The sequence below is a fragment of the Hasllibacter halocynthiae genome (genome assembly GCF_003003095.1).
Lineage (GTDB): Bacteria > Pseudomonadota > Alphaproteobacteria > Rhodobacterales > Rhodobacteraceae > Hasllibacter > Hasllibacter halocynthiae.
In genome coordinates this window covers 1,096,044-1,112,035 of the sequence record NZ_PVTT01000002.1, presented here as the reverse complement: position 1 = coordinate 1,112,035, position 15,992 = coordinate 1,096,044, and the positions used below count along the sequence as shown (strand labels likewise).

Here is a 15,992-nt window from a genome sequence, read left to right as displayed (position 1 = left end):
TTGGTCGCGGTGTCAGGCCGGCTGAAGCGCGGCCTTGGCCTGATCGACGATGGCGCCGAAGGCCGCCGGGTCGTGCACGGCCAGATCGGCCAGGACCTTGCGGTCCACCTCGATCCCCGCGGCGGCGAGGCCGCCGATGAAGCGCGAGTAGGTCAACCCCTCGTCATGCGCGCGCACGGCCGCGTTGATCCGCTGGATCCACAGCGCGCGGAACTGCCGCTTGCGGTTCTTGCGATCGCGCGTCGCGTACTGGTTGGCCTTGTCGACCGCCTGGCGGGCGACCTTGAACGTGGTCGAGCGCCGACCGTAATAGCCCTTGGCCTGGTCGAGGACCTTCTTGTGGCGACGATGGGTGACGGTTCCGCCCTTGGTACGAGACATGTCCGATCCTCCTCAGCGGTCGTAGGGCATGAACTTGAGCGCGATCTTCTGATCGGGCTCGCTCATCACGGACAAGCCGCGGCTGTTGCGGATGAACTTGTTCGACCGCTTGATCATGCCGTGCCGCTTGCCCGCCGGGCCGGACATGACCTTGCCCGTGGCCGTCACCTTGAAGCGCTTCTTCGCGCTCGACTTGGTCTTCATCTTCGGCATCTTGTCCTCCATCGGGGTTCGTCGCGCCGGTCGGCGATGCCACTCGGGCCGCCGGCGCGGTTATTCGAGACGCGCCGGCTATCCCGGCCGGGCGGGCTTGTCCAGCGGCCCGCGCAGCACGAGCACGAGCACGAGCACGGAGACCGGCGAGGCCCGCGCCATCCTCGGCGGCGGAACCGAGCGACGGGGCCGGGAAGCCGGATCGGGAAGCCCCCCCGCGCGAGGAACGCCTGCACTGCCTTCTTTCCAGGGCCGCTTATCGCAGGAAGTAGGCGACGACGTTGGCGAAGGCGCGGGGGATGTCCTCGGGGGCGTAGCCGGTCGCGCTCTGCGCGAGTGCCCAGATGACCAGGCCGCCGCCGACCATCACCATGACGGACGGCAACACCGGGACCCGCCCGCCTGCCCAAGCCGAGACCATGCCCGGAACCGACAGGAGCAGGACGACCATGCCCGTCACGAGGTAGAGATCGAACAAGAGGCTCTGCGTCATCCCCCTGCCCTAGCGTCACTCGGGCCCCTGGCGATAGATCAAACGTTCCTCGCAGGGCGCGACGCGAAGGATGTTGGTCGTTCCTGCCACACCGAAGGGCACGCCCGCGGTCACGACGATGCGGTCGGCCTCCGTCGCGAAGCCCAGGCGCAGCACCGCGCGGACGGCTGCGATCACGGCCTCCTTGAAGCGCTCCACGTCGTCCGTCAGCACGCAGGTCGTCCCCCAGCTCAGGCACAGGCGGCGGGCCGTTCCCGGCAGCGGGGTCAGCGCGAGGATCGGCACGCGCGGCCGCTCGCGCGCGGTCAGCAGCGCCGTCTCGCCGGACTGGGTGAAGCAGCAGATCGCCTGCACGTCGGCCGTCTCGGCGATCTCGCGCGCGGCCGAGACGATGGCGTCGGCGACGCTGGACTTCTGGGCGCTGCGCTGGGCGTCGATGATCTCGCGGTAAAGGGGGTCGCCCTCGACCTCGCGCGCGGTGTTGTCCATCGTGGTGACGGCCTCGACCGGGTAGCCGCCGGCGGCCGACTCCGCCGACAGCATGATCGCGTCCGCGCCCTCGTAGATCGCCGTCGCCACGTCCGAGACCTCGGCCCGGGTGGGAACGGGGCTCTCGATCATCGACTCGAGCATCTGGGTCGCCACGATCACCGGCTTTCCCACCGTGCGGCAGAGCCGCCCGAGGCGCTTCTGAATCGGGGGCACGTTCTGCACGGGCAATTCCACCCCCAGGTCGCCGCGCGCGATCATGATCCCGTCGGAAGCGGCAAGGATGTCGTCGAAGGTCTTCACCGCGGCGGGCTTCTCGATCTTCGACAGGATCGCCGCGCGGCCGCGGGACAGGGCGCGCGCCTCCTCCACGTCGGCGGGCCGCTGGACGAAGCTCAGCGCCAGCCAATCCACCCCGAGCTCGCACACGAACTCGAGGTCGCGGCGGTCCTTCTCCGACAGCGCGGCCAGCGGCAGCAGGACGTCCGGCACGTTCACGCCCTTGCGGTTCGAGATCACGCCCCCGACCTCGACGCGCGTCTCGGCGAAGTCCTTGCCGCACTCCGTCACCTTCAGACGGATCTTGCCGTCGTTCACCAGAAGCCGCGCCCCGGGCTCGAGCGCGTCGAATATCTCGCGGTGGGGAAGCATCACGCGGCGCGCGTCGCCCGGCGCCTCGTCGAGGTCGAGGCGGAAGGAGGCCCCCTCCTCCAACACGGCGCCGGCCTCGTCCGCGAAGGTGCCCACCCGCAGCTTCGGCCCCTGCAGATCGGCGAGGATCGCGATCGGCCGGCCGGTATCCTCCTCGACCTGCCGGATGATGGCGTGGCGGGCGCCGATCTCCTCGTGGTCGCCATGGGACATGTTCAGCCGGAACACGTCCGCGCCGGCTTCGAAGAGGGCGCGGATGGTCTCGTAGTCGGAGGAGGCGGGGCCGAGCGTGGCCACGATCTTGACGTTGCGTTGACGGCGCATCGGGGGGATTCCTCGGGCGAACGTATGTCGGGTTGCAGGGCGCTTAGCGGCTGGATACCGCCCGCGCAACGCCGAGATCACCAAGGGGATTTACCGCTAACATGGACGCCTTCCGGATCACGGGCGCCGATCGTCCCGGCCCTTGGGTCGTCACCGTGGACCATGCCATGAACCGCGTCCCCCCCGGGGTGGGGCCGCTCGGCTTGCCCGACCGTGACATGCGCCGCCATATCGCCTGGGATCCCGGCGCGCTCGGCACCGCGCTCGCCCTGGGCGAGACGCTCGGCGCGCCGGTGGTCGCCTCGACCTACTCGCGCCTCGTGATCGACCCCAACCGGGGCGAGGACGATCCGACCCTTCTGATGAAGCTCTACGACGGCACCCCGATTCCCGGGAACCGCCGCGCCGGCACCGCGGAGCGCGAGCGACGCCTCCGCCTCTTCCACCGGCCCTACCACGACGCGGTCGCCCGGCTCATGGCGCGTCCCGGCGCGATCCTCCTTGCGATCCACACCTTCACGCCGCGCCTCCGGGGCCGCCCGCCCCGCCCGTGGGAGGTCGGCATCCTCTCCGCCCGGGACCGCCGCCTCGCGGACCCGCTTCTTCGGCTCTTGCGGGCCGAAGGGCTGACCGTCGGCGACAACGAGCCTTACACCGGCGCGCTTCCCGGCGATTCCGTCGATCGCCACGCCCTCTCGCAGGGCCGGCCCAACGCTTTGGTCGAGCTTCGCAACGACCTCGTCGCGACGCCCGAGGGCGAGCGCGCCTGGGCCGCCCGGCTCGCCCCCGTCCTCGAGGCGGCGCGCGCCGAAGCGCTACCATCAAGCTGACCCAGCCCCTAAATCAAGGTCGCAACAGGAGGACCCGCCATGGACGAACGGACGAGGACCGAAGCCGAGGCCGCCGCCTTCCGGCGCCTGCGCGACCACCTCGCGGAGCGTACGGACGTGCAGAACATCGACATGATGAACCTCGCCGGGTTCTGCCGGAACTGCCTCTCGCGCTGGTACGGCGAGGCCGCGGCCGAACGGGGACACGAGATGTCCAAGGAAGAGGCGCGCGAGGCTTTCTACGGCATGCCCTACGCGGACTGGCGCGACCGCTACCAGCGCGAGGCGACGCCCGGGCAGATCCACGACTTCGGCCAGAACGTGAACCGCCACGAGTGACGTCGCCGCCGCCATGAATCCTCGCCGCCACCGCAGGGCTGCCCCTTCGGCGCCCGATTTCAGGCGGAACCCTGCTTACAGAAAAGCAGCATTCGGGGGATCGTCCGCTCATGGGGCTGATCGCGCTCATCGTGGCTTGGGTCATCATCGGCGGCGTTGTCTACGACCTCGCCGCCGACCGCACCCGCCGCGCCAGAGGCAAGGGCTGAGCGTTCCGCTTCCGTGCGGGACGTCCGGCCGTTCGACCGCTCAGATCGCCGCCGCGCGCATCTCGTCGAGATAGACCTCGCGTAGCCGCGCCGCGACCGGGCCGGGACGCCCCTCGCCCACCGACGCGCCGTCGATCTCGACCACCGGCATCACGAAGGTAGAGGCCGAGGTCACGAAAGCCTCGTCCGCGGCCCGCGCCTCCTCCAGGGTGAACGGCCGCTCCTCGACCTCCATCTGCAGGTCGCGCGCCACGCGCAGGACGGCCGCGCGGGTGATGCCGTGCAGGATCTCCTCGCCGAGATGGCGGGTGACAATCCGACCCCCCGTGACGATGTAGGCATTGTTGCTGGTCCCTTCGGTCACGAACCCGTCCTCGACCATCCAGGCGTCGTCAGCGCCGGCCTTCCTCGCCGCCATCTTGGCCATGCTGGGATAGAGCAGCTGCACGGTCTTGATATCACGCCGCCCCCAGCGCCGGTCGGCGATAGAGATGACCTTCATCCCCTCGCGCGCCTTCGGATTGTCCGCCAGCCCCGGCTTCGACTGCGTGAAGAGGACGATCGTCGGCTCACCCTCGGCGCCCCAGGCAAAGTCCCGGTCCGCCACCCCGCGCGTGACCTGCAGATAGACCATCCCTTCTTCGATCCCGTTCACGCGCACCAGCTCGCGGTGGATGTCCAGAAGCTGCTCGTCGGTGACGGGGCTTTCCATCTCCAGCTCGCGCAGCGAGCGGGAGAGCCGCTCGGCGTGGCCCGGAAAGTCGATCAACCGGCCGTCCAGCACGCTCGTCACCTCGTAGACGCCGTCCGCGAAGAGGAAGCCGCGGTCGAACACGCTCACGCGGGCCTCTTCCTCGGGCAGGTACTCGCCGTTGACGTAGACGGTGCGGGACATGGTGGGGCCTCCTTGCGCTCCGCGCCGTCGTCGCGCCGCGCCGGGGGCGCGTCAAGCGCCCGGAACGCCGCCTCGTCCCGCGTCCATCCCGCCTCGAAGCTGCCCATGCGCCGTGCCCGATCACGGCCGCCCTCTCCCCCTCCGCTCGGAAAGGCTGCCACGCCTACGACCGCCGCCCGCGATCTCGTGATCGCCGGCCGGGCGGCCCCGCCGGCGAAGGGTCCCGCCCCGACGAGAAGGGCCGGAGAGTGCACAACCTTCCGAAGTGCGGACTACGATGGCCCCAGGCACGCCCCCGGCGGCAGGGAGGCGGCCGTGGTGGCGGAGGTAGGGCCGCTGGATCCCTTCGGCCGCCAAGGCTGCCGTCAATCCATCCTCACCTGGCATCGGACCGCAAGCGTGCGACGAAGGCGGGTCTCGTCACGAGACCCCGCCCGTCATCCCCACAGCGCCGGATCGGGGGGGTGAACCCCCTCCCGATCGAAGCGAAGCGGCGTCTCCCGATCCTCCGCCAGCAGGAGCGGCCCATCCAGATCCGTGACCGCAGCCCCCTGCGCCGCCAGGACCGCCGGTGCCATCGCCAGCGAGGTGCCGACCATGCACCCCACCATGACCTCGAATCCCCGCGCCCGCGCCGCCTCACGCAGCCGCAGGGCCTCCGAAAAGCCCCCGGTCTTGTCGAGCTTCACGTTCACGACGTCGTAGAGGCCCGCCAGCCGCGCCAGATCCGCCGTCACATGGCAGGATTCGTCGGCGCAGACCGGCAGGGGTCGCGCCATTCCCCCCAGCGCATCGTCTTCCCCCACGGGCAGGGGCTGCTCAACCATCTCCAATCCAAGGCGCACCAGCACGGGCGCGATCTCCGCATAAAGGTCGGCCGTCCACCCTTCGTTCGCGTCCGCGACCAGCCGCGCGTCCGGCGCCCCGGCGCGCACCGCCTCGATCCGCGGCACGTCGTCCTCGGTCCCCAGCTTCACCTTCAGGAGCGGTCGCCAGGCGTTCTCGCTCGCCTGCCGGCGCATCTCCTCCGGGCTACCCAGCGACAGCGTGTAGGCCGTCACCTCCGGCCCCGGGCGCGGCAAGCCCGCCAGGGCCCAAACGGGCCGCCCCTCGCGCTTGGCCCGCAGGTCCCAAAGCGCGCAGTCCAGCGCGTTGCGCGCCGCGCCCGCAGGCATCCCCTCCAGCGGCCCGCCGGACCAGTCGCGTATCTGGGCATCGACCGAGTCCGGCGTCTCGCCGTAGCGGGCGTAGGGCACGCATTCCCCTCGCCCGGAATGACCGCCCTCGCGCAGCGTGACCGTCAGGACCTCTGCATGGGTCCGCGTCCCGCGCGAGATCGTGAAGGGTCGCTGCAGCCGGAACCGCTCGCGCCTGACGTCGATCTCCACCCCCGAACCTCCTCCTCGTCGGTCGAAATGTTCTCAGGGCGCGAGAGCGGAGCGTCTCGCCTCGCCGCCCTCTCAGGGCAGGGCGTCCACCAACCGCCCCGCGCCGTGGCGGTAGGGGTCGACCGTGGGCAAGCCCATCCGGCCCTCGATCTCCTCGCAGCAGCGCACGGCCTCGTCCTCGCCTAGATGCTGCGTGTTCACCGAGACCGCCACCACCTCGCAGCCGGGGTTCGCCCAGCGGGCCAGCGGCAAGGCCGTGTCGCGCAGCCGCTCCAGCGTGGGCAGCCCGTAATGCGGCAGGCCCCTCATGTGGCTTCGCGTCGGCTCGTGGGCCAAGATGAGCGCATCGGGGCGGCCACCATGGATCAATGCCATGGTAACCCCGGAATAGGAGACGTGGAACAGGCTGCCCTGCCCCTCGATCAGGTCCCAGTGGCCGGGATCGTTCGCGGGCGTCAGCCACTCCACCGCCCCGGCCATGAAATCCGCCACCACCGCGTCGAGCGGCACGCCCGAGCCGGTCACCAGGATCCCCGTCTGCCCCGTCGCGCGGAAGGTGGCCTGCATGCCACGACTGCGCATCTCACGCTCCATGGCCATGGCGGTGTACATCTTGCCGACCGAGCAGTCGGTCCCCACCGCGAGGCACCGCCTGCCCGCCCGCTCGCGCCCCTCCGCGATGGGATACTTCACCGAAGGCACCCGGACGTCGTGCAGCGTCGCACCCCCCGCCTTCGCGGCGGCAACGAGGTCGGGCTCGTCCCGCAGGAGCTCGTGCAGGCCCGACGCCACGTCGAGGCCCATCCCCAGCGCGTCCTTCAGCACGGCCTTCCAGCTCTCGGCGACGACCCCGCCCCGATTGGCGACCCCGACCACGACCGTCCGCGCCCCGGCGGCGCGCGCCTCCTCCAGCGTCATCTCCGGAAGGCCCAGGTCGGCTCCGCAGCCCGGAAGGCGGAACTGGCCGACCGCATGCCCGGGCCGCCAGTCGCGGATGCCGACGGCGACCTTCGCAGCCAGGATGTCGGGCGCGTCCCCTAGGAACAGAAGGTAGGGCGTAGGAATCATGGCGCCTCCGATGACCGACGCGCGATCCCTGCACGGGCGGACGGCGGCCGCCAAGGAAAATCTCGGTGGGTCCGAACGGGGCCCCGCTGCGGGCTGGGCGTCCCGGGGGCCGTTGCGGAGACGCGGCCGGAGGGGCATATCCGGCCCGATCGCGCCGGAGGCCCCCGCATGACCCACTACCTCGATTTCGAGAAGCCCCTCGCCGAGCTGGAGGGCAAGGCCGCCGAGCTGCGCGCCCTCGCCGCCCAGGAGGAGACGAAGGACGTCGTGGGCGAGGCCGACGCCCTGGACCGCAAGGCCAAGGACAAGCTGCGCGAACTCTACGCCAAGCTCACCCCCTGGCAGAAGGCGCAGGTGGCCCGCCATCCCGAACGGCCGCATTGCGTGGACTACGTGCGCGAGCTCTTCACAGAGTGGACGCCGCTGGCGGGGGACCGGAACTTCGCGGACGACCATGCGGTGATCGGAGGGCTCGCGCGGCTCGACGGACGGGCGGTCATGGTGATCGGCCACGAGAAGGGGCACGACACCCGCACCCGGATCGAGCGGAACTTCGGCATGGCCCGCCCCGAAGGCTACCGGAAGGCGATCCGCCTGATGGAGCTGGCGGGCCGCTTCGGCGTGCCCGTGGTGACGCTGATCGATACGCCCGGTGCCTATCCCGGCAAGGGCGCGGAGGAGCGCGGCCAGTCCGAAGCCATCGCGCGATCGACCGAGACGTGCCTGCGGATCGGGGTGCCCATCGTCGCCGCCATCGTGGGCGAGGGCGGGTCGGGCGGGGCGGTGGCCTTCGCGACGGGAGACCGCATCCTGATGCTGGAGCATTCGATCTACTCGGTGATCTCGCCGGAGGGTTGCGCCTCGATCCTCTGGAAGGACGCGGAGAAGATGCGCGAGGCTGCCGAGGCGCTGCGCCTGACGGCGAAGGATCTCTCGCAGCTCGGCGTGATCGACCGTATCGTGGAGGAGCCCTTGGGCGGCGCCCACCGCGACCGCGCCGCGACGATCCGCGCCGTGGGCGAGGCCATCGAGGAGGAGCTGAAGGCGCTGGACGGGCAGAAGGGCGACGCCCTCGTCGCCGCCCGCCGTAGGAAGTTCCTTGACATGGGCACGAAGGGTTTGGCGGCCTAGCCGGGCACGACACCGTCGGCGGCGTTCCGGCGGTCGATCCAGCCGGAAGCGAACCCAAGCAGGCTGGCCGCATCCGCGACCCGGGCTTCCGCTGCCCCGACGTGGCCGCGGGCAACCGCCTCCATCTCCTCGAACCGCTCGCCGACGAGCGGAAAGAGGCGATCGCCGTCATCGGCGACGTCTGAGGTCTCCCTCCAGAACCGCTCGCCGGTTTCGGGGTCGGACCACAAGAAGCGGCGATGCTTGACGCGCTGGTGCGCCGCCAAGGTCTCGGCCGTGTGGAGCAGCGAGCACCGGTTCCAGCCGACGCCCAGCAGGAGCACCTTCGAGTCCGGAACGAGGGCGAACGAATGGAGGGGCGTGCCCTCGCCGCAGGCGAAAGCCAGCGCGTGCCGGCGCACGAGCCCGGCGGCCGCCGGGCCTCGCGCACATATCGAGACGACCGGGTGACCGCTGCGCCGGGTGCCCGGCCATGTCCGGAAGGTCTCGGCTATGGCGCCCACCCCCGCCGCCGGCGAAAGCGCGGCGTCGAAGCCCGGCACCGCCTCGTCGAGCGAGGGGTTGAGGTCGCGGCCGAGCTGCCGGCTCGCCGGGTACGCATCGATGGAGAACGCGGGCATCGCCAGGGTTCCTTCCGCGCCCACCGCATCGGCGAGGGCGGCGACGACGGTGCGCGCGCCACCCAGAACCGGGCCCATGGCCCCCATCGACGCATGGACGAATACGGCGCCGCCCTGGGCCACGCCGACGGAGCGAAGGCCCTCGAGCAAGGCGGCGCGCGTCCAGACCGTACGCTTCACCACATCGTCCGCGCGGCCCGCCCCGGCCACTCGGCGTCGTAGGCCGCGCCGTCGAAGCCCCGCTTCGCTTCGGCCAGGAGGTCGCCCACGGTCGGCAGCCCCGCACTCTCGTCCCCCGCCGTCCAAAGGCGCGCGCGGATCAGGGCGCGGGCGCATTGGGAATAGACCTCCCCCACCGCGACGAGGATCGCCACGCGGGGGCGGCGGCCGTCCCTCTCGAACCCCTCCAGCAGCGCGGCGTCCGCCGTGATCCTGCCCCGGCCGTTCACCCGCACCACGTTGTTCGAGCCGGGGACCATGAACACCAGGCTCAGCCGTCCGTCGCGCACTACGTTGCGCAGGCTGTCGATGCGCTGGTTCCCCCGCCAATCCGGCAGCGCGAGCGTCCGCCCGTCCAGCACCCGCACCACGGGGCCGTCGTCGCCTCGGGGGCTGCCGTCCGTGCCCTCGGGCCCCACTGTCGAGAGGACGCAGAACCGCGAGGCGTCGATCCAGCGCCGGTAGAGCGGCGTGATCCGATCCATCACCTTAATCGTCGATGCCTCTCCCGGTGCGCCGTAGAGCGCCTCCAGCGCCGCGATGTCCTCGATGAACTCCATCCGCTCCTCCTCTTCGCCGCTCCGGCATCGCCGCCGCGGGCCCGGGTCGATCCTCCCACACGTCCCGCTCCCCGGGCGCAAGGCAGCGCCCACGCGGGGGCAGGGGCCGGCGGGCGGCCCTACCCCTCCGCCAGCGGGCCGGGGGCCGAGGGGGCACGGAAGCCCGCCTCCGCCATCAGCCGGTCGCTCGACGCCTCGACCTCGCGCTCCAGCCGTTCCATGAACGCCTCTTGGCCGAGGCCGGGGGGGATAGGCTCGCCGAACTCTACCACCGCCGTGCCGGGACGGCGCAGGACGCCGCGGCGGGGCCAGAACACGCCCACGTTGCAGCCCACCGGCACGCAGGGTTGGCCAGTCTCCTTGTAGAGGACGTAGGTGCCCGCCTTGTAGGGACGCGACGCGCCCGGCGCGACGCGCGTGCCCTGCGGATAGATCACCAGCTGTCCCGGCACCTCGCGCCCGGCGGCGACCTCGGCCACCATACGGCGCATCGCCTCGGCCCGGCGCCCGCGCTTCACCGGAACGCAGCCCACACGCATCGCGAACCAGCCGACGACGGGGGCGTAGCGCAGCTCGTCCTTCATGATAAACTTGGCGTTCGGGAGGGATCCATAGATCAGGAAGATGTCGAGGAAGCTCTGGTGCTTGGCCGCGACCAGGACCTCGCCTTGCGGGACCGGGCCCCTCACCTCCGTCCGCAGGCCCACCATCCAGGGGGCGGACCAGCGGACGTAGCGGCAGACGGCCTTGCAGGCCGCGACGGCCTTGTCACGCCTGAACACGGCCTGCGGTGCGTACCAGAGGCCGACCGCCGCGATCACGACATAGACCGAAAGGTTGAAGAGAAGGCTGCGGAGGAGCTGCATCAACTCACGGCCCGAAGCTGGCGCATGGCCGCCGCGCGGGTCGCGGCGAAGGCCACCGCGCCCGCGACGGGCGGGATCAGCAGCGGCCAGAGCCAGCCCGCCCCCCGAAAGCCCAGGCCCGTCAGGAAACCGCCTGCCGCGTCCGCCGACGGCAGGAGCGCGATGGCCATGGCACCGAGCGCCGTGCCCCCCGCCGCGCCGATGAAGGCACGCAGAGTGAATCGGCGCACGAAAGCGCGGGCGACGTAGTCGTCGCGCGCGCCGTTCAGGCGCAGCACCTCGATCACGCGCGCGTTCGCCGCGAGCGCCGCGTTCGCCGCGAGCGTCACGATCGCCGCCGACGAAAGCGCGATGATCCCCATCGAGAGCCAACCCAAGAGCCGTAGCCGTCTCGCGGCCGCCACGAGGGGTCCGCGCCAGCGGGCGTGGTCGTCGAGCACCGCGCCCGGCGCCTCTGCTGCGAGACGCAGACGCAGCCCTTCGGCATCATAGCCGGGCACTGCCTCGGTCACGGCGATGAGAATTGGCAGCGGCAGGTCGGCGACCGGCACGTCCTCGCCGAACCAAGGCGCGACGAGCGCGGCCCGCTCCTCTGCCGAGAGCGCGCGAACCTCCGCGACGCCGGGGGTCTGCCGCAGCACCGTCAGGGCGGCACGCATCTGGGGCTCGACCTGGGCCCGGGGGGCTTCGATCCGCACGGTGGCGGTGCCGGCAAGGCCGTCGGACCAGCGGTCGGCCAGCCGTCCCGACGCGAAGGTCAGCGCCAGGGCGAACATCGCGAGGAACCCCATCGCGGCCGACGCCCCCAGGGTCAGCGTGGCGGCCGCACCGGTGCGCGGAACCATGCGCCCCGCGCCGCTCTCGCCCCGCAACAGCGTGAGGACGCGCCTCACAAGCCGGCCCCCGCCAGTTCGGGGGCGCCGTCCCTGATGCGCAGTGTTCGGGCCGAGGCGCGGCCCTTCATCGCGCGGATCAACCCGAGGTCGTGGGTCGCGATCAGCACCGTCTTGCCCATGCGGTTCAGCTCCACGAGGAGGGTCATCAGGCGCATCGACATCTCCCAGTCGACGTTTCCCGTCGGCTCGTCGGCGAGGACCACGTCGGGGGACATGACCACGGCCCGGGCAAGGGCCATGCGCTGCCGCTCGCCCCCCGAGAGCTGGGGCGGCAAGGCCCGTGCGCGCGATCCGAGGCCGGTCCAGGCGAGAAGCTCGCGCACGGCCTCGGGGTCCGAGCGGCCCGCGACCGTCAGCGGCAGGGCGACGTTCTCGGCCACGGAGAGGTGGTCGAGAAAGGCGAGGTCCTGGTGCACCACGCCGATGCGCCGCCGGACGCCCGCCACGGCGTCGCGATCCATGGCCGCCGCGTCGTCGCCGAAGATCCGCAGCGTGCCGCCCGTCGGCACGAGCTGGCGCGCGAGGAGGCGCAGGAAGGTCGTCTTGCCGCTACCCGAGGGACCGGTCAGGAAGTGGAAGCTGCCGGGCGCCAACGTCAGGTCCATGCCGCGCAGAACAGCCTCGCCCCCGTAGGCATAGCTCACGTCCTGCAGCTCGATCATGATCCCGCGCCTCCGCTGTTGCCGCGTCCCCGCGAAACGGGATCGCTCCTTCCCGGCGGACTGTTGCCGATCCGGCGCGGGTGTTACACGGGCCAAGTTCGGGGAAAAGGTGGGGCGGGAGATGGAATGCGTCTGAGGTGCCCGAGTTGCGATGCGGTCTACGACGTGCCCGAGGGCGCCGTGCCGCCGGAGGGGCGCGACGTGCAGTGCACGAACTGCGACCATCTCTGGTTCCAGGAGGGCGCGCGCGCGGACGATCCAGCGCCCAAAGGAGACCAAGAGGAGGTCGAGGCGCCACCTGTCTCCGCCGCGCGGGAGGGGACGGACGCCGCCGCCGGGGAGATGCCGGAGGGGTGGGACGAGGGCATCGAATGGCCACGGAAAGCCAGCGAGGCCGCGCCGACGGCGCATGACGGCCCGCGCCTCCGCACCCCGGCGGACGTGGCCGACATCGACCTTCTGCGCGAGGAGGCCGAGCGCGAGCGTCGCGCCCGCGCGGCCGAACGGCGTGCCGCAGCATCCGCGGCCGGGTCGCAGGTGGACCCGACCCCTGGCGCGCCGCCGGCCGCGCCCGTCGGCCTGGTGGAGCCGCCTTCCGTGCCGGCGGAGGATCGCATCGCCACCGGGCCGAAGGGCCGCGGACGCGAGGCATTGCCCGACGTGGACGAGATCAACTCGTCCCTGCGGCCCGCCGAACCGGGCGAGGAGGACGGCGCCCCCGCACCCCGGGACCGCGAGCGGAGCGGGTTCCGCGCGGGGTTCATCGGCTCGGTCCTCGTCTTCGCGCTGGCCGTGCTGTTCTACGGGTTCGCCCCGGACATCGGACGGGCCGTGCCAGCGCTCGCCGGGCCGATGGACGGGTATGTCGGCTGGGTGAACGGACGGCGGGCGACGCTGGACGCCGGCGCACGCGACCTCGCCGCTCGCCTGTCCGGGCTAGCTGACGACTAGGGTCCATATGGTTTCCCGCCCCTCGTAGTTCCGGCCGTTCCAAGGGGCCAACAGCGGGCCGCTGCCCCCTTTGTCCGGCGGGACGAAGGGCGCCACGGTCCGCTCCGGCCGTCGCCGGGAGGCGCCTTGCCTTGCCTCAAAATCGATTCAGCAGACGCTCGTAGTAGTCTCGCTCGTCCGCCGGGCGGTTCCGGTCGGCAGCGCGTCGGCGCAGCTCCTCCAGCAACTCGTTCGCGCGGCTTTCGGCCTCCGCGCCCGGCACGTCGCCGTCGCCGCCGAGGCGCCCATCCGTGCCTGCCATACGCCCCAGCGGGTCGGCGCCCTGACCGCTGATCGTATCCTCGCCATCGCCGCCGCGGTCGGCCTGCCGCGTCTCGTCGTCCCGCTCGAACTGCTCGCGCAGGGCGCGCATGGACTCGCGCAGCCCCTCGATCGCGTCGGCCTGCCGGTCCAGCGCGCGGGGCACGTCGCCCTGGCGCAGCGCGCGCTCGGCCTCGTCCATGGCTCCCTCGGCCCGGTCGAGGGCGCGGCTCGCCCGCTCGTCCGCCTCCGATCCGTCGCCCGGAAGCTGCCCGCGCCGGTCCTCCAGATCGCGGCGCAGCCGCCCCTGCCGTTCGGCAAGATCGCGGGACGAGGTGCCTTGCCCCTCGCGCTCGCCGCCGCCTTCCGCGCCCTGCCGCTCGGTGTCCGACCCGTCACCTTCGCGGCTGCCCGGCTGCTGCTGGCCGGACTGGCCCTGACCCGCCTGCGGCTGGCCTCGCTGCTGGCCCGGCTGCCCTTCGGGGCTCGGCTGCTGACCCTGCTGGTCCTGGCCCTCCTGCCGCTCCTGGAGCGAGCGGAAGGCTTCGTCCGAAAGCTCCTGCTGCTCGCGCAGGGTGTCGCCGAGGTCGCCCATCAGGGGATCGCCCTCGCCGCCCTCGCCTTCGGTGATGCGCAGGTTCTCCATCATTTCCTGGAACTCCTGGAGGAGCTGCATCGCCTCCTCGGTGCGGCCCTCCTCCATCAGCTCCTGGATGCGGTCCATCATCTCCTGGATTTCGCTTCCGGTGACGCGCTGACCCTCGCCGCCCTGCTCCGCGAAGTCCTGCTCGCCCGGATCCATGCCCTGCTGGGCGAGTTGGCGCATGTATTCCCGCGTGGCCTCGCGCAGCTCCTGCATCAGCTCGGCGATCTCCTCCTCCGTGGCGCCGTTCTCGATCGCGTCGGCGAGGCGTTCCTGCGCCGCCTGCATCCGCGCGAGCGCGTCCGAGAGGCGCCCCTCCTCGATCTCGACGGCGACATCCCAGAGGGCATCGGTGACCTCGTCGCGCCGCTCGGCGGTGAGCGGCCCGGCGGCCAGGAACGCCTCGAGCCGGCGGATCACCGTCCGCAGGCGCAGATAGGTCACCTCGTTGGAGAAGGCGTCCTGCGGGCGATGGGACACGGCCCGCAGGAGGAGGCGCGCATCCGCGGCGTTGACCTCGCGGTTCCACAAGAGAGCCTGCCGCTGCTCGATCACCGCGCGGGCGAGCGGGTCGAAGAAGCGGCGCTGCGGCAGCGAGCCCTCGATCGAAAAGGGCGCGGAGAGCTGCCCGGCGCCGTCCTCGGCCCGAAGGGTGACCACGACGGGAAGCCCCGCGAACGGATGACGAGCCAGATCGGCGACGAGGATCTCCTCGAAGGCGCCGCGATCGCCGGAGATGGGCAGCGGCAGGTCGAGGACGAAGGCTTCGCGCGGCTCGGGCTCGGGGGCGAGGTGGAAGATCCGGTCGACGGCGGGAAGGTCGAGCGCGATGCGCGCCGTCCCCGCGGTGACGGCGTAGTCGTCCCGAAGGGCGAAGGGCAACTGTGTCTCGCCCTCGGGGGTGCGCTCCATCGGACCGGCGGAGGCGACCTCCGGCGGGGCGTCGGGCAGCGGCTCGACCCCCCATTCGCGCCCCCCGGGGCCGCGGATCGCCAGAAGGCCGGGCCCGTCGGCGGTGAGGGCGAAGGCCCCCTCGCCCCCTTCGGGCCCGTCGGCATCGATCGTCTCGTCGAGAGTCAGCCCCTCACCGTAGAGGCGCAGCGTGATCTCCGAACCTTCGGGCACGCGAAGGACCTGGGCATCCTGGTCGGCGAGGTAGAGCACCGGCAGGCCGGTATGGGCGGGAGGCGCGATCCACCCCTCCCAAGCGGGGCCGGGGGGCGGGCCGTCCGACGGCCCGAGCGCAAGGGGCGGCAGGTCGGGCGCGGCCCCGAGGCGCAGCGCCGGGCCGAAGAGCAATCCCAGCGCGAGGGCGAGCATCGCGACGTAGCGCAGGGCGAAGGGGTCGCGGGCGGAGGCCCGCAGATCGCCCGGCACCGCACGCGCGCCCTTCAGGCGGGCGGCCATGCGCCGCTGGTGCGCGGCCCAGATGGCGGAGGTCGCCGGATCGGAGGGGCTCATGGAGGGCGCGTCGGCGAGCGTGCCGAGCGGGCGGCCCGGAAGGGTCGCATCGAGGCGCGCGGCGGCCTCGGCCCAGGTGGGGCTGCGAAAGCGGCGGGCGCCATGGACCAGCGCGGTGATGAAGGCGACGAGGAAGGCCAGCGCGCCGATCCAGAACGCCTCGATCGGCGCGGTGGCGTGGAGGTTGAACAAGGCCGCCGCGAGGGTCAGCGCGGTCACCGTCCAGAGCGGCCAGAAGGCCCGGACCGCCCGTTCGGCCGTCATCCCGAGGCGGGTCAGGGCGATCTTGCGCCTCAGGGCGCGGTCGGTGCTGGCCACGTCGAAGGTCATGGGGGCGTCCGGCTGAGGGTCCGCACGGGATCGCACGGCTGCCACGGGGGCAACGTAACCCCTCCCGCATGGG

The 15,992-nt window shown here is 72.1% G+C and carries 17 protein-coding genes; 4 read left to right on the top strand and 13 right to left on the bottom strand.

The window, feature by feature from the left end:
- Positions 1-12 precede the first annotated feature (12 nt).
- From rplT to pyk, 4 genes are all read right to left on the bottom strand, one after another.
- On the bottom strand, positions 13-381 hold the full coding sequence (gene rplT, locus BCF33_RS12480; RefSeq protein ID WP_106161225.1) for a 50S ribosomal protein L20: 369 nt from the start codon (positions 379-381) through the stop codon (positions 13-15).
- A 12-nt stretch (positions 382-393) separates the two neighbouring features.
- A complete protein-coding gene (rpmI, locus tag BCF33_RS12475; protein ID WP_106161655.1) occupies positions 394-594 on the bottom strand; it encodes a 50S ribosomal protein L35 in 201 nt (66 codons plus the stop codon).
- Positions 595-850: 256 nt separating this feature from the next.
- Positions 851-1,087 (bottom strand): hypothetical protein, encoded by a 237-nt coding sequence (locus BCF33_RS12470; RefSeq protein WP_106161224.1) that lies wholly within the window; start codon positions 1,085-1,087, stop codon positions 851-853.
- 15 nt (positions 1,088-1,102) lie between these two features.
- Entirely contained in the window at positions 1,103-2,551 is a 1,449-nt protein-coding gene (pyk, locus tag BCF33_RS12465; protein WP_106161223.1) for a pyruvate kinase, read from the bottom strand.
- Between the two features lie 101 nt (positions 2,552-2,652).
- On the opposite strand from pyk, the gene BCF33_RS12460 reads away from it, so the two are divergent.
- Together BCF33_RS12460 and BCF33_RS12455 are read left to right on the top strand one after the other, a co-directional pair.
- Entirely contained in the window at positions 2,653-3,381 is a 729-nt protein-coding gene (locus BCF33_RS12460; protein WP_106161222.1) for an N-formylglutamate amidohydrolase, read from the top strand.
- Positions 3,382-3,420: 39 nt separating this feature from the next.
- Positions 3,421-3,720, top strand: coding sequence for a DUF1244 domain-containing protein (locus BCF33_RS12455; protein ID WP_106161221.1), 300 nt, complete (start codon positions 3,421-3,423; stop codon positions 3,718-3,720).
- Positions 3,721-3,969: 249 nt separating this feature from the next.
- Here the strand turns inward: BCF33_RS12455 and BCF33_RS12450 are convergent, their stop codons facing one another.
- The 3 genes from BCF33_RS12450 to dgcN form a co-directional block, all read right to left on the bottom strand.
- Positions 3,970-4,824 carry a D-amino-acid transaminase gene (locus BCF33_RS12450; protein ID WP_106161220.1) on the bottom strand — a complete coding sequence of 285 codons (855 nt, stop codon included), beginning with the start codon at positions 4,822-4,824 and terminating at the stop codon, positions 3,970-3,972.
- A 437-nt stretch (positions 4,825-5,261) separates the two neighbouring features.
- Positions 5,262-6,212, bottom strand: a complete 951-nt coding sequence (gene dgcA / locus BCF33_RS12445) for an N-acetyl-D-Glu racemase DgcA (protein ID WP_106161219.1) — start codon at positions 6,210-6,212, stop codon at positions 5,262-5,264.
- 72 nt (positions 6,213-6,284) lie between these two features.
- On the bottom strand, positions 6,285-7,280 hold the full coding sequence (gene dgcN, locus BCF33_RS12440) for an N-acetyltransferase DgcN (RefSeq protein WP_106161218.1): 996 nt from the start codon (positions 7,278-7,280) through the stop codon (positions 6,285-6,287).
- Positions 7,281-7,448: 168 nt separating this feature from the next.
- Here dgcN and BCF33_RS12435 point away from each other — a divergent pair, with 168 nt between their 5' ends.
- On the top strand, positions 7,449-8,411 hold the full coding sequence (locus BCF33_RS12435; protein WP_106161217.1) for an acetyl-CoA carboxylase carboxyltransferase subunit alpha: 963 nt from the start codon (positions 7,449-7,451) through the stop codon (positions 8,409-8,411).
- Here BCF33_RS12435 and BCF33_RS12430 read toward each other — a convergent pair.
- From BCF33_RS12430 to BCF33_RS12410, 5 genes are all read right to left on the bottom strand, one after another.
- Entirely contained in the window at positions 8,408-9,211 is an 804-nt protein-coding gene (locus BCF33_RS12430) for an AAC(3) family N-acetyltransferase (protein WP_146132817.1), read from the bottom strand. The two genes, BCF33_RS12435 and BCF33_RS12430, sit on opposite strands and share 4 nt — an antisense overlap.
- Complete coding sequence (locus BCF33_RS12425) at positions 9,208-9,810, bottom strand: pyridoxamine 5'-phosphate oxidase family protein (protein ID WP_106161215.1); 603 nt, start codon at positions 9,808-9,810, stop codon at positions 9,208-9,210. Before BCF33_RS12425 ends, BCF33_RS12430 begins: the two co-directional genes overlap by 4 nt.
- 119 nt (positions 9,811-9,929) lie before the next feature.
- On the bottom strand, positions 9,930-10,676 hold the full coding sequence (locus BCF33_RS12420) for a lysophospholipid acyltransferase family protein (RefSeq protein WP_106161214.1): 747 nt from the start codon (positions 10,674-10,676) through the stop codon (positions 9,930-9,932).
- Entirely contained in the window at positions 10,676-11,521 is an 846-nt protein-coding gene (locus BCF33_RS12415; RefSeq protein WP_106161653.1) for a cell division protein FtsX, read from the bottom strand. The genes BCF33_RS12420 and BCF33_RS12415 overlap by 1 nt, the downstream gene beginning before the upstream one ends.
- Positions 11,522-11,565: 44 nt before the next feature.
- Positions 11,566-12,234 (bottom strand): cell division ATP-binding protein FtsE, encoded by a 669-nt coding sequence (locus tag BCF33_RS12410; RefSeq protein ID WP_106161213.1) that lies wholly within the window; start codon positions 12,232-12,234, stop codon positions 11,566-11,568.
- A gap of 126 nt (positions 12,235-12,360) precedes the next feature.
- On the opposite strand from BCF33_RS12410, the gene BCF33_RS12405 reads away from it, so the two are divergent.
- On the top strand, positions 12,361-13,185 hold the full coding sequence (locus BCF33_RS12405) for a zinc-ribbon domain-containing protein (protein ID WP_106161212.1): 825 nt from the start codon (positions 12,361-12,363) through the stop codon (positions 13,183-13,185).
- A gap of 136 nt (positions 13,186-13,321) precedes the next feature.
- Here the strand turns inward: BCF33_RS12405 and BCF33_RS12400 are convergent, their stop codons facing one another.
- Positions 13,322-15,919 carry a DUF4175 domain-containing protein gene (locus BCF33_RS12400; protein ID WP_245883822.1) on the bottom strand — a complete coding sequence of 866 codons (2,598 nt, stop codon included), beginning with the start codon at positions 15,917-15,919 and terminating at the stop codon, positions 13,322-13,324.
- Positions 15,920-15,992: the final 73 nt, after the last annotated feature.